General features: G+C 68.7%; 10 protein-coding genes. 6 read left to right on the forward strand and 4 right to left on the reverse strand.

Going from position 1 to position 12926, the window contains the following annotated elements; translation table 11 throughout:
- Positions 1-3 precede the first annotated feature (3 nt).
- From sucB to ACFOYW_RS13915, 3 genes are read right to left on the reverse strand one after another with little or no spacing between them, the layout of a single operon-like run.
- Positions 4-1452: a 2-oxoglutarate dehydrogenase, E2 component, dihydrolipoamide succinyltransferase gene (gene sucB / locus ACFOYW_RS13905; protein ID WP_390230031.1), complete on the reverse strand. Its 1449-nt coding sequence runs from the start codon at positions 1450-1452 to the stop codon at positions 4-6.
- Between the two features lie 56 nt (positions 1453-1508).
- Positions 1509-2882 (reverse strand): dihydrolipoyl dehydrogenase, encoded by a 1374-nt coding sequence (gene lpdA, locus ACFOYW_RS13910; protein ID WP_390230034.1) that lies wholly within the window; start codon positions 2880-2882, stop codon positions 1509-1511.
- 11 nt (positions 2883-2893) lie between these two features.
- Positions 2894-4405 carry a leucyl aminopeptidase gene (locus tag ACFOYW_RS13915; RefSeq protein ID WP_390230037.1) on the reverse strand — a complete coding sequence of 504 codons (1512 nt, stop codon included), beginning with the start codon at positions 4403-4405 and terminating at the stop codon, positions 2894-2896.
- A gap of 93 nt (positions 4406-4498) precedes the next feature.
- On the opposite strand from ACFOYW_RS13915, the gene ACFOYW_RS13920 reads away from it, so the two are divergent.
- The 6 genes from ACFOYW_RS13920 (at position 4499) to ACFOYW_RS13945 (ending at position 10734) form a co-directional block, all read left to right on the forward strand.
- The gene (locus ACFOYW_RS13920; RefSeq protein ID WP_390230040.1) at positions 4499-5425 is read left to right on the forward strand and encodes a proteasome assembly chaperone family protein; all 927 of its coding nucleotides are present in this window, start codon (positions 4499-4501) and stop codon (positions 5423-5425) included.
- Between the two features lie 212 nt (positions 5426-5637).
- Positions 5638-6978, forward strand: a complete 1341-nt coding sequence (locus ACFOYW_RS13925; RefSeq protein WP_390230042.1) for an RNA polymerase sigma factor — start codon at positions 5638-5640, stop codon at positions 6976-6978.
- Between the two features lie 5 nt (positions 6979-6983).
- A complete protein-coding gene (locus tag ACFOYW_RS13930) occupies positions 6984-7685 on the forward strand; it encodes a coenzyme F420-0:L-glutamate ligase (RefSeq protein ID WP_390230045.1) in 702 nt (233 codons plus the stop codon).
- Positions 7686-8708, forward strand: a complete 1023-nt coding sequence (locus tag ACFOYW_RS13935) for a sugar-transfer associated ATP-grasp domain-containing protein (protein WP_390230048.1) — start codon at positions 7686-7688, stop codon at positions 8706-8708.
- Positions 8705-9646, forward strand: a complete 942-nt coding sequence (locus ACFOYW_RS13940; RefSeq protein WP_390230051.1) for an alanine racemase C-terminal domain-containing protein — start codon at positions 8705-8707, stop codon at positions 9644-9646. Before ACFOYW_RS13935 ends, ACFOYW_RS13940 begins: the two co-directional genes overlap by 4 nt.
- Positions 9643-10734 carry an alanine racemase gene (locus tag ACFOYW_RS13945; protein ID WP_390230054.1) on the forward strand — a complete coding sequence of 364 codons (1092 nt, stop codon included), beginning with the start codon at positions 9643-9645 and terminating at the stop codon, positions 10732-10734. Before ACFOYW_RS13940 ends, ACFOYW_RS13945 begins: the two co-directional genes overlap by 4 nt.
- Positions 10735-10779: 45 nt before the next feature.
- On the opposite strand, the gene ACFOYW_RS13950 is transcribed toward ACFOYW_RS13945, so the two are convergent.
- Positions 10780-12879, reverse strand: a complete 2100-nt coding sequence (locus ACFOYW_RS13950; RefSeq protein WP_390230057.1) for a DNA gyrase/topoisomerase IV subunit B — start codon at positions 12877-12879, stop codon at positions 10780-10782.
- Positions 12880-12926: the final 47 nt, after the last annotated feature.

Here is a 12926-nt window from a genome sequence, read left to right on the forward strand (position 1 = left end):
CCCTTAGATGCCGAGGTCCTGCTCGAACGCGCCCTGCTCGAGGCGTGCCTTCACGGCCCCGAGATAACGGGCGGCATCCGCGCCGGCGATCGTGCGGTGGTCGTACGACAGGGCGAGGTAGACCGTCGAGCGGATCGCGATGACGTCTTGACCATCGACCGTGATGACGGTGGGCTCCTTCTGCACGGTGCCGGTACCGAGAATGGCCGACTGCGGGAGGAACACCACCGGGGTGTCGAACAGCGCTCCGCGCGACCCGGTGTTGGTCAGCGTGAAGGTGCCGCCCGCGAGCTCGTCGGGCTTCAGCTTGTTGTCGCGGGTGCGGCTCGCGAGGTCAGCGATCTGCGCGGCGAGCTCGGCGATGTTGAGCGCACTGGCATCGGTGATGACCGGCGTCAGCAGGCCGCGCTCGGTGTCGACCGCGATCGCGAGGTTCTCGGTGCCCGGGTAGGTGATCGTCGACCCGTCGAAGGTCGAGTTGATGATCGGGTACGCCTGCAGGGCTTCGAGAGCTGCCTTGGCGAAGAACGGCAGGAACGACAGCTTGTTGCCGGTCTTCTCGAGGAACGTGCCCTTGGTGCGATCGCGGAGCTGCGCGATCTTGGTCACATCGACCTTGACGATCGTGGTGAGCTGCGCAGTCTGCTGCATCGACTCGACAGCGCGCTGCGACATCACCTTCGTGAGGCGAGACGCCGCGGCGGTCGTGCCGCGCAGCGGCGAAACCTCGAGCTTGATCGGCGCGGTGGCTGCCGTTGCGGGGGCGGCAGCGGCCGAGCCGCCGGCCGCGGCGTTCAGCACGTCCTCCTTGCGGATCCGACCGCCGACGCCCGTTCCTGTGATCGAGTTCAGGTCGACGCCCTGCTCGCTCGCGATCTTGCGCACGATCGGGGTCACGTAGCCGCTGGCGGCGTGGGCGCCCCCAGCAGCCGGAGTGCTGGCCGCGGCAGGCGCAGGCGCAGCGGGCTGAGGAGCAGGAGCAGCCGCTGCGGGCTGAGGAGCGGATGCGGCGGGCTGAGGAGCAGGAGCAGGCGCTGCTGGCTGAGGCGCGGGCTCCGGCGCAGCGGCGGGCTGCGGGGCCGGCTCGGCAGCCGGCTGCGGCGCGGGCTCAGCAGCGGGTGCAGGCTCGGCGGCGGGCGCCGGCTCGGGCGCGGCGACCGGCTCGGGCGTCGCTGCCGGAGCGGGTTCGGCCTCGGCCGGAGCGGCCGCGGCGCTGCCGTCGCCGATGGTGACCAGTGCCGTACCGACCTCGACGGTCTCGTCTTCCTGGACCAGGATCGCCTCGATGACGCCGGCGACCGGCGAGGGGATCTCGGTGTCGACCTTGTCGGTCGAGACTTCCAGCAGGGGCTCGTCAACTTCGACGCGGTCGCCGACGTTCTTGAGCCAGCGGGTGACCGTGCCCTCTGTGACACTCTCGCCGAGTGCCGGGAGGCTGACGGATTCGCTCATGAGACTGTCTCCTTTAGACCTTCAGTTGAGAAATAGCTTATTGCGTGCTGCTCTGCTCACAGCGCGTGCAACGGCTTACCGGCGAGCCGCAGGAGCGCTTCACCGATGGCTTCGTTCTGGGTGGGGTGGGCGTGGATGAACGGGGCGATGTCTTCCGGCTCGGCTTCCCAGCCCACGATGAGCTGAGCCTCGCCGATGAGCTCACCGATGCGCGCGCCGAGCAGGTGGACCCCGACGACCGGTCCGCCGGCGACGCGCACGACCTTGACCATGCCGTTCGTGCCGAGGATCTCGCTCCTGCCATTGCCCGCGAGGCCGTATTCGTAGGTGCTGACGGCGTCCTCCCCGTACCGCGCTGCGGCTTTCGCCTCGGTCAGCCCGACGGACGCGACTTCGGGGTCGCTATAGGTGACGCGGGGAATCGACGCCTCGTCGACGACGCGCGGTGCGAGCCCGGCGATCCGCTCGGCGACGAAGACGCCCTGCTGGAAGCCGCGGTGGGCCAGCTGGACACCGGGCACGATGTCGCCGACGGCATAGACGCCCGGAACGGATGTCTGGAGCCCGGCATCCGTCACCACGAAACCGCGATCGAGCTCGACGCCGGCCTCTTCGAGCCCGAGCCCTTCCGTCGCCGGCGCTCGCCCGACCGCGACGAGAAGCAGCTCGGCCTCGACGACGTCGCCGTTCTCGAGTGTCACGGTGACGCCCTCGTCGCCCTGCGTGACGTCGCGAAATGGCACGCCGAGCCGGAAGTCGATCTCGCGACGGCGGAATGCTCGCTCGAGACCTCGGCTGATCGCCTCGTCCTCCGCGGGCAGAAGGTGGGGGAGTGCCTCGATGATGGTGACCTCAGCGCCGAAGGATCGCCAGATACTCGCGAACTCGACGCCGATGACGCCGCCGCCGAGCACGACCGCGCGCTTCGGGACCCAGTCGAGCCGCAGCGCCTCATCGCTCGTGATCACGCGGCCGCCAAGGTCGAGCCCGGAGAGCGAGCGCGCGTACGACCCCGTCGCGACCACGATGTTCTCGGCGGTGTACTCGTCATCGCCGACGCTCACAGTACGCGCGGAGGTCAGGTGCCCCTCACCCGGCACGACAGTGATGCCGCGGGCGCGAATCAGGGTCTCGAGCCCTTTGAACTTCTTCGCGACGAGTCCGTCGCGGTAGCGGGCGAGCCGCTCGGGTTCGACTTCCTCGAACGCTGCGAGCACGCCGAACTTCTCGGCCCCGCGCGCATAGTCCGCGACCTCGCCGGCGTGAAGCAGCGCCTTGGTCGGAATGCAGCCGCGATGCAGACACGTGCCGCCGACCTTGTCCTTCTCGATCAGCGCGACCCGGGAGCCGAGCTCCGCAGCACGCAGTGCCGCAGCGTAACCCCCTCTGCCACCGCCGAGAACGACGAGATCGAAGCGATGCTGGGGCACAACCATCGACCTTATACCCGGGGCTGCGGCCGCTTCTGTGACGCTTGCGCAACGCGTTCGGAGTGCCGGATCAGCAGGCGTACCGCGACGCCGGTAGCGCCCTTCTGAGTGAATCCGAACGGTGCGCCCTTGTTCTCCTCGGAACCTGCGATGTCGAGGTGGGCCCAGGGGATTCGCGGCGCATCGTCTCCATCACCGCGCGTGCCGACGAACTCCCGCAGGAACACCCCGGCGAGCAGCATGCCGCCGGCCGGTACGCCCGGGTTCGCGTTCGCGATGTCCGCGATCGGCGAGTTGATCGTCGCACGCAGTTCCTCGGGGAGCGGCATGGGCCAGAACAGCTCCCCGGTCTCCGCTGCCGCCGCACGTAGCTCGCCGATCAGCTCCTCGTCGCCCATCAGCGCCGAGTAACGCGTGCCGAGTGCCGTCACCTTGGCTCCCGTGAGCGTCGCGATGTCGATGATCTGGTCGGGCTGCTCCTCGGAGGCGGCGACGAGGCCGTCTGCCATCACAAGGCGCCCTTCAGCATCGGTGTTGAGCACCTCGACCGTCTTGCCACCGCGAATGCGCAGAACGTCGCCGGGGCGGATCGCCGACCCGGACGGCATGTTCTCAGCGAGGCACAGCCACGCCGTGAGGCGCACCGGGAGCTCGAGCTCGGCGACCGCGCGCAGCACGCCGAGGGCGACCGCGGCGCCGGTCATGTCGCCCTTCATGCCGATCATGCCGGTCGGCGGCTTGAGCGAGAGACCGCCCGAGTCGAAGGTGATGCCCTTGCCGACGAGCGCGAGGTGCGCTGCCGTTCCGGCGGGTGAGTAGCTCAGCTTCACGAGGCGTGGCCCGCGAGTCGAACCCTGACCGACGCCGAGGATGCCGCCGAACCCTTCTTGGGCCAGCTCGTGCTCCTCCCACACCTGCACGTCGACGGGCAGGTGGCCGACCGCCTCCCGAGCGGCGTGCGTGAAGGTCTCGGGGTAGAGGTCGATCGGGGGCTGATGGAACAGGTCCTTCACGAGGGCGACCGCGGCCGCCTCGACGGTGGCCCGCGCCGCCACCGCGGCCGAAGCATCCGTCTCATCTGCCACGACCGCCACGCGCTCGACCGGCTGCTTCTGCGCCGGCGCAGAGCGGTACGCGTCATACGAGTAGGACCCCAGTGCGGCACCGGTCAGTACGGCGGGCAGCAGTTCGTCGTCGCTCGGGAAGGCGAGGGTGACGGATGCCGCGCCCGCCAGTTGTCGGACCGCGGAGCCCGCCGCTGCCCGCAACGAGTCCGGGGTCGCCTGCTTCCCGACTCCGATCACCGCGTAGGGCCGGCCGTCGACCACGAGCCGCGCAAGCTCATCGGGCGCGCCGCCGAAGCCGATGAGCGGCAGCTGACGGGCGATCGCTTCGGCGAGTCCCGGATCGCGTTCCGCGGCGAGCACGGTGGGGGAGGGCCGGGTCGACAGCGCTGCGAACACCGTGACGTCGGTGTCCGCGGCGGCCGCATGAGGAATCACGGAAAGCGCGGGGGTGGTCATGATCAGAACCCTACCGACGGCCTCCGAGGCTGTTCGCTGTGGGCATCAGCAGACCGCCCCGAGCGCGTGCGCACGCGCGCCTACAGTTGACACATGCGCAACCCCCGGGAACTGTACGAGCTCACCGCAGAGGCGATGGACGTGCCTGCCGGACTGCCCCTGATCGCCGGCCTCACCGGCTTCGCAGACGCCGGCGGCGCCATCTCACTGCTCGGCGCGTACACGCTCGAGAACCTTCCCGGTCACGAGCTGCTCGCCCGCTTCGACAACGACATCCTTCTCGACTACCGGGCGCGCCGCCCGACCTTCACGTTCGAGCACGACCACGTCGAGGACTACAACCCGCCGAAACTCGCCCTGTACCTCGTGCATGACGAGGTCGGGCGCCCGTTCCTGTTCCTCGGCGGGTATGAGCCCGATTTCGCCTGGGAAGCATTCGCTGCGGCGGTGGTCGGCCTCGTCGAGACGTTCGAGGTCTCGAGCGTCAACTGGGTGCACGCGATCCCGATGCCGGTTCCGCACACCCGCCCGCTGCAGCTCACGGTGAGCGGCAACAACGCGGAGCTCATCGAGCAGCTCTCGGCATGGCGGCCGCGCTCGCAGGCGCCGGCCACGGCGATGCATCTGATCGAGAGCCGGCTGATGGAGAAGGGTCACGCCACCAACGGCTTCGTGGTGCTCGTGCCTCACTACCTCGGCGACACGGAGTATCCCGCCGCGCTCATTACGGCGTTGCAGGGCATCTCGGCGGCGACCGGTCTCGTCTTCCCGACCGACGACCTGCGTGCCGACGACCGCGACTTCATCGCGAATATCAACGAGCAGGTGCTCGGCAATGCCGAGCTGCAGCGACTGGTCGGCGCGCTCGAAGAACGCCACGACACCTACATGCAGGACAACCCCGTGCGGCGCGGGCTCGGTGAGGCGGGCAACCTGCCGACCGCCGATGAGATCGCCGCGGAGCTTGAGCAGTTCCTCGCGCACCAGCGCCGCCACGGCCGGGACGACTCGAGCGACTGAGCCGCGCTGAATCGGGCTGCAGAGCCGCGCCGACCGGAATACGCGACACCCCGCCGGACGTTGGACCTGATGACGCACTCGCCTGTGTCATACTGTAACTTCTAGGACCATTCAATCCCGCGGGGCGCTAGCTGAATGACAGCGGCGCCGCTCCGACCCGGGCTTGACATGGGCCTTTGTAATGTCCGCACTACGGACGAAAGGTGACCACCATGGCAGCCAAGACCGCCACTACTGAGGCCCCTGAGGTCGTCGAGGAGACGGCGAAGCCCGCGCGCAAGCCCGCTGCGAGCCCGAAGCGCGCCGGTGCGAAGACTCCGACCACTGCGAAGAAGACCGCCGCAGCAAAGACCGCGGCGACCACGAAGCGCACGGCGACCAAGAAGGCCTCTTCATCGGCTTCGTCCGACGAGCCCGGCGACGACGAGGCCGAGGAAGAGCTCGACGAGACCGAGCTCACCGAGGAGCCGGCCGCTGAGGCTGACACCCCGGCCACCGGCGACGAGGCCGAGGAGACCGAAGACGAGGCGAAGCCCGCCGCGCCGGTGATGACGGAGCCGCTCCCCACGGGGGCGATCGTGCTGCGTGCCGCCGACGAGGACGACGACGTGCCCGTCTATTCGACGACGATCACCGGCGCGACGGCCGACCCGGTGAAGGACTACCTCAAGCAGATCGGTAAGGTCGCACTGCTCAACGCCGAGCAAGAGGTCGAGCTCGCAATGCGCATCGAGGCGGGCCTCTTCGCCGAAGAGAAGCTCTCTCACATGGACGACAAGGAGAAGCGCACTCAGCTCGGCCGCGAGCTCTCCTGGGTCGCCCGCGACGGCCAGCGCGCCAAGAGCCACCTCCTCGGCGCGAACCTGCGCCTCGTGGTGTCGCTCGCCAAGCGCTACACCGGCCGCGGCATGCAGTTCCTCGACCTGATCCAGGAAGGCAACCTGGGCCTCATCCGCGCGGTCGAGAAGTTCGACTACACCAAGGGCTTCAAGTTCTCGACCTATGCGACCTGGTGGATCCGTCAGGCGATCACCCGCGCAATGGCCGACCAGGCGCGCACGATCCGCATTCCGGTGCACATGGTCGAGGTCATCAACAAGCTCGCCCGCGTGCAGCGTCAGATGCTGCAGGACCTGGGCCGCGAGCCCACGCCGGAAGAGCTGAGCCGCGAGCTCGACATGACCCCCGAGAAGGTCGTCGAGGTGCAGAAGTACGGCCGTGAGCCGATCTCGCTGCACACGCCGCTCGGCGAGGACGGCGACAGCGAGTTCGGTGACCTCATCGAGGACACCGAGGCGGTTGTTCCGGCTGATGCCGTGGGCTTCACGATGCTGCAGAAGCAGCTCGAGAGCCTGCTCGACTCGCTCTCCGAGCGCGAGGCGGGAGTCATTCGCATGCGCTTCGGTCTTGGCGACGGCCAGCCCAAGACCCTTGACCAGATCGGCGACACCTTCGGCGTGACGCGTGAGCGTATCCGCCAGATCGAGTCGAAGACGATGGCGAAGCTGCGCCATCCCTCGCGCTCGCAGTCGCTGCGCGACTACCTGGAGTAAACCGAGTGGACCTGACGGCGAACGAAGGCAAGAACCTCACCATCACGGTCGACGGCAGCGAGTACCAGCGCATTCCGATCAGGACTCCGCTCGTGCTCGCCGGCGAGAAGCTCGTGCCCTTCGTGGTCGAGCACGCATCGCCGCACGTCGCGGACGGCGACACCCTGTTCATCACCGAGAAGATCGTGGCGATCACACAGGGTCGTTCGTATCCGCTCGAAGAGATCAGGGTGCGACGGCTCGCGACCGTGCTCGCGAAATACGTGCAGAAGACGCCGCATGGAATCGGTCTCGGCATGCCCGAGACGATGGAGATGGCGCTTCGCGAGTGCGGCACGCCGCGAATCCTGCTGGCAGCGGGGGTCGCCGCGGTCTCGAAGGCCGTCGGCCGCAAGGGCGACTTCTATCGCATCGCCGGCCCCAAGGCGCGCGGCATCGACGGGCCGACTTCCGGCACGATCCCGCCGTACAACCACCAGGTCGTGCTCGCTCCGGCGCGCCCGCGCGACGTCGCCCGTGAAGTCAAGGCGGCGCTCGGCTGGAAGGTCGAGGTCGCGATCGTCGACATCAACGACCTGGGCGGGAACATCCTCGGCTCTACCCTGACGCGGCAGGCCGACCATCGGCTCGCGCGCATCTTGGCCGACAACCCTCTTGGGCAGGGCCACCAGAGCACGCCCATGGGTGTGATCCGGCCGGTGAAGTGAATGACGGCGCCCAGCATCAACCGCAGCCGCTTCACCTTCTTCCTCACCCGCGCCAGGGGCCTCGATCTGGCCTCCGTCGCGCGCCGCGCCCGGCTCGCCGCGGATCAGCACCATCGCTCCGCCGCCGCCGTCTTCGCGGACATGATGTGGTCGGCGGCATTTCGGGACACCGCGTTCAACGACTACTTCGAGCTCGACTTCGCGATGCTGAGTCGCGCCGAGCGGCGCACCTTCATGACCTCGCCGCTGTCGAACCACATCGCGATGCGTCACGACGCGCCGGCGTACCGTGACCTGTTTCTCGACAAGATCGCGTTCAATCACACATTCGGTGCGTACCTCGGGCGCGAATGGCTCGACATCAGGGAGAGCGGGCCGGCGGCCCTCGAGGCGTTCGGCACGAAGCATCCGATCTTCATCGGAAAGGTCCCGACGGGGCAGGCCGGCAACGGCGTCGAGCGCTACCAGACGAGCACCGTGTCCGACTGGGCGGCCCTGCACGGCGAGCTGAATGCCCAGGGCCAGTTCCTGGTCGAGCAGAACATCGAGCAGCATCCGGTGCTCGCCGCCGCCTGTGCGGGAACGGTCAACACCACGCGCGTGAACACCTTTTTCGACGGTGAGCGCGTCCACATTCTTTCGTGGGCGCAGAAGTTCGGGCGCGGCGCGGTCAGCGACCAGCCGGTCTCCGGCGGCTTCTACACGATGCTTGATGAGCACGGCCGCTCGTACGGCGCGGGGCACACGGGGAAGAACACGAACAGCTTTCCGACGCATCCGGAGTCCGGGGTGTCGATCGTCGACTTCCAGCTGCCGCTTGTCGACGAGCTCAAGGCGCTCATCGATGTAGTCGCCCGCACGGTGCCGCAGATTCCGTACGTCGGTTGGGACTTCGTGGTCGGCCCCGACGGCCCGCTGGTCCTCGAAGGCAACTGGCTGCCGGGCATCTACGAGCACAAGCCGTCTGTCACCGGCATCCGTACCGGAACGCGTGCGCGATTCGAGCGAGCGATCGTCGCATGAGCGTGCCGTTCCGCGAGGCTGAGATCGATCTCGACGCCCTCAAGGCGAACGTCGAGCGATTTCGCGAGCTGACCGAGGGCGCCCCGCTGTTCGTCGATGTCGGGGCGGATGCCTGGGGGCACGGCCTCGCCGTCGTAGTGCCGGCACTCGCCGAATGGGGCGCGCAGGCGTTCGTCGTCACGCGCGCCGACGAGGCGCGCACTGTGCGCGCCCTGGCCGCGGAACCGCTGATCGTGACGACGCAGCACGTGCCGGGCGACGACTTCTCGTGGGCTGAAGAACTCGGCGTGGCACCGACGGTGCGATCGCGCGAGGAGTTCCATCGCGCACTGGCGGCCGGGGTCCAGGGCGTCATGCTCGCCGAGGACACGGGTGAGGGATTCCCGGGCTTCGCTCCCGACGAGCTCGAAGCCATCGTCGCGGAGGCCGAGACTCGCGGGGTGCCGGCGATCGTCGACTCGGCGTTCCCCGTGATCGGGGCGGAGCTGTTCGGCGTGAGCGAGCTCGGCGTCGACCAGGCCGACAACTTCGCTCCGGTGCTGCGGTTCTCTGCGCCGATCGCGCTCACGAAGCGCGTCGGCGGCGGCGAAGGGGTCAGCTACGGGTACACGTACCGCACCGCCGCTGAGACCACCTTGGCGCTCATCACGCTCGGCTACGGCGACGGGCTGTCGCGGGCAGCGGGCAACCGCACCGAGGCATCCGTCGACGGCACGAAGCATCCGCTCGCCGGCCGCGTCGCGATGGACGCGACCATGCTCGACCTCGGTGATGTCTCCGCTCCCGCCCTCGGCACGCCCGCAGTGATCGTCGGCGACGCGGGGCGCGGCGAGCCGACGGCGCAGCAGCATGCCGAGGCGCTCGGCACGCACAGCGCCGAGATCACCACACGGATCTCGAAGCGCGTGCGACGCAGCGCAAGCGGAGGCGCCCAGTGACCAGTCCGCTCGTCGAGGCCGTTGTCGACTTGGGCGCCCTCGCCCGCAATCTCGGACATCTGCGGCGCACGGTCGCACCAGCCGAGCTGATGCTCGTGGTGAAGGCCGACGCATACGGCCACGGTCGTGTCCGCACCGCCCAGCAGGCGGTGGCGAGCGGAATCCGCACGATCGGCGCGCTCGATGTCGAGTCGGCGCTTGATCTGCGCGCCAACGGAATCGGCCCCGAGATCGCGGTGCTCGCCTGGCTGTACCCGCCCGGGCAGGGCTTCGCCGACGCGATTCGCGCGCGTGTCGACCTGTCGGCCTCCAGCGTGGCCGAGATCGCAGCGATCGCCGACGCCGCGCGCCGAGTTGCCTCCGAGCCCGGGTTCGCGCCTCCGCGACTGCACCTGAAGCTCGACACGGGGCTGCACCGCAACGGCGCGACGGCCGCCGACTGGCCGGCCGTCGTCACCGCCGCCGTCCGCGCCGAGCGCGAAGGGCTCGTGCGCACGCACGCGGTGTGGACGCACATCGCCGAGGCGTCCGACGATGAGGACACCCTGTCTCTCGAACGCTTCCACGCCGGCGTTGCGGTGGCCCGTGACCTCGGCGCGACGGTCGCTCTGCGGCACCTCGCCGCGAGCGCCGCGGGCATGGTGCGGCCCGACGTACGCCTCGACATGGTGCGCATGGGCGGTCACAGCTGGGGCATCCCCTCGATCGACGGCGTGACGCCCGCCGAACTGGGCCTGACGCCCGTGATGACGCTGCGCGCGCAGGTGCTCGGCACGCGACCGGGCCCCGACGGAACCACGCTCGGCTTCGTGAGCGCCGGCTACGGCGACGGCGTCCCACGCAATGTCGCAGGGGCGTGCGCCGTCGCTGTGCGGGGGGCGCAGCATCCGATTCTGCAGGTCGAGCGCGACCACCTGGTGATCGGCGCGACAGGGGAGCTGGCGATCGGCGACGTGGTCACCCTTTTCGGCCCCGGTGCCGATGGCGAGCAGACGGCACGCCGGTGGGGCGACCTCTCCGGCACGCTCGGCGACGAGATCGTCACCCGGATCGCTGCACGCGTGCCTCGCCGCTACGTCGACGCGTAGCGGACGACGCACCTGCCGGTGGCCGCATCGGGCGCCCCGACGACGCTAGGCGTCGATCTGGTCGCGCGACAGGGTCTCGGAGTTGTCGACGATGAACTCGCGCCGCGGGGCGACGTCGTTGCCCATGAGCATCTCGAAGACCTTGGCGGCAGCCTCTGCGTCTGATACCCGCACGCGACGAAGCATGCGATGCGCTCGGTCCATGGTCGTCGTCGCGAGCTGATCGGCGTCCATCTCACCGAGCCCCTTATAGCGCTGGATCGGGTCCTTCCAGCTCACATTGCGCTTCTTGAGGTCCGCGAGCACCGCGTGCAGCTCGGCCTCGGAGTAGGTGTAGATCGTCTCGGAAGCGCGGGAGCCGCGGCCGTTCGTCTGGACTCGGTGCAACGGCGGCACGGCCGCGAACACGCGCCCCTCTTCAACCATCGGCCGCATGTAGCGGAAGAACAGCGTCAAGAGCAGGGTGCGAATGTGAGCGCCGTCGACATCGGCATCCGACATGATGATGACCTTGCCGTAGCGGGCCGCTTCGAGGTCGAAGGTGCGGCCGGACCCGGCACCGATCACCTGAATGATCGCGGCGCATTCGGCGTTGGACAGCATGTCCGACACAGACGCGCGCTGCACGTTGAGGATCTTCCCCCGGATCGGCAACAGCGCCTGATACTCGCTGTCACGGCCGCGGCGCGCGGTGCCGAGGGCAGAGTCGCCCTCGACGATGAACAGCTCGGTCTGCGCGACGTTGGTCGACCGGCAATCGACCAGCTTGGCCGGCAGCGTCGAGCTCTCCAGCGCGTTCTTGCGCCGCTGCGTCTCTTTATGAGCGCGGGCCGAGATCCGCGACTTCATCTCGGACACGAGCTTCTCGAGCACAGCGGATGCCTGGGCCTTGTCGTCTCTCTTCGTCGACGAGAACCGCTCGCCGAGCCCCTTCGCGAGAACGTTGGCGACGATGTTCCGCACGGCCGGCGTACCCAGCACCTCTTTGGTCTGCCCCTCGAACTGAGGCTCGGGCAGCCGCACCGTGAGCACGGCGGTGAGGCCGGCGAGCAGGTCGTCCTTCTCGAGCTTCTCGTTCGCGGCGATCTTGAGCCGGCGCGCGTTCTGTTCGAACTGCGCGCGGAAGAACTTCATCAGCCCTTGCTCGAAGCCCGTCTGGTGGCTGCCGCCCTTCGGCGTCGCGATGATATTGACGAAGCTCTTCATCACTGTCTCGTAGCCCGTGCCCCAGCGCACCGCGATGTCGACCTCGCAGTTGCGCTTGACATCGGTCGGCACCATGTTGCCGCTCTCATTGAGAACTGGCACGGTCTCCGTGAAGTGGCCCTCGCCGGTGATTCGCCACGTGTCCGTGACTCCCGAATCGGGCGCGAGATACTCGGCGAACTGCGAGATTCCGCCGTCGAACCGGAACTCGGCCGTCTCGCCGGTGCCGCCTGCCGACTCAGCACGCCGATCGTCGATCGTGATGGCCAGCCCAGGGACGAGGAACGCGGTCTGGCGAGCGCGGGCGATGAGGCCGTCGGGCTGGAATGTCGCGTCACGCCCGAAGATCTGCCGATCGGCCCAATAGCGGATGCGTGTACCGGTCTTCGCCTTTGCGACCTTGCCCACGACGCGGAGCTCACTGCCCGCGACGAACGGAGTGAACGATGCGTCCGGCGTCGGCTCGCCGCCCCGGTCGTCGAAGATGCCCGGCTCGCCACGGTGGAAGCTCATCGCCCAGGTCTTGCCGTCGCGGTCGACCTCGACGTCGAGCCGCTCGGACAGCGCGTTGACCACGGATGCGCCGACGCCGTGCAGGCCGCCCGATGCTGCGTAGGAGCCGCCGCCGAACTTGCCCCCGGCATGCAGCTTGGTGAAGACGACCTCCACACCGCTCAGTCCGGTCTTCGGCTCGATGTCGACGGGAATGCCGCGCGCGTGATCGCCCACCTCGACGCTGTCGTCAGGGTGGAGGATCACTTCGATGCGGTCGCCGTGGCCGGAGAGCGCCTCGTCGACCGAGTTGTCGATGATCTCCCACAGGCAGTGCATCAGGCCGCGCTCGTCAGTCGAGCCGATGTACATGCCCGGGCGCTTGCGCACCGCTTCGAGTCCCTCGAGCACCGACAGGTGCCGGGCAGAATAATCCGACGTTGCCACGCGTTACACCCTATGAACCGGAAGACTCTAGAGCCTGATGACACCCT

It is taken from the genome of Gryllotalpicola reticulitermitis, assembly GCF_042651345.1.
Classification (GTDB): Bacteria; Actinomycetota; Actinomycetes; order Actinomycetales; family Microbacteriaceae; genus Gryllotalpicola; species Gryllotalpicola reticulitermitis.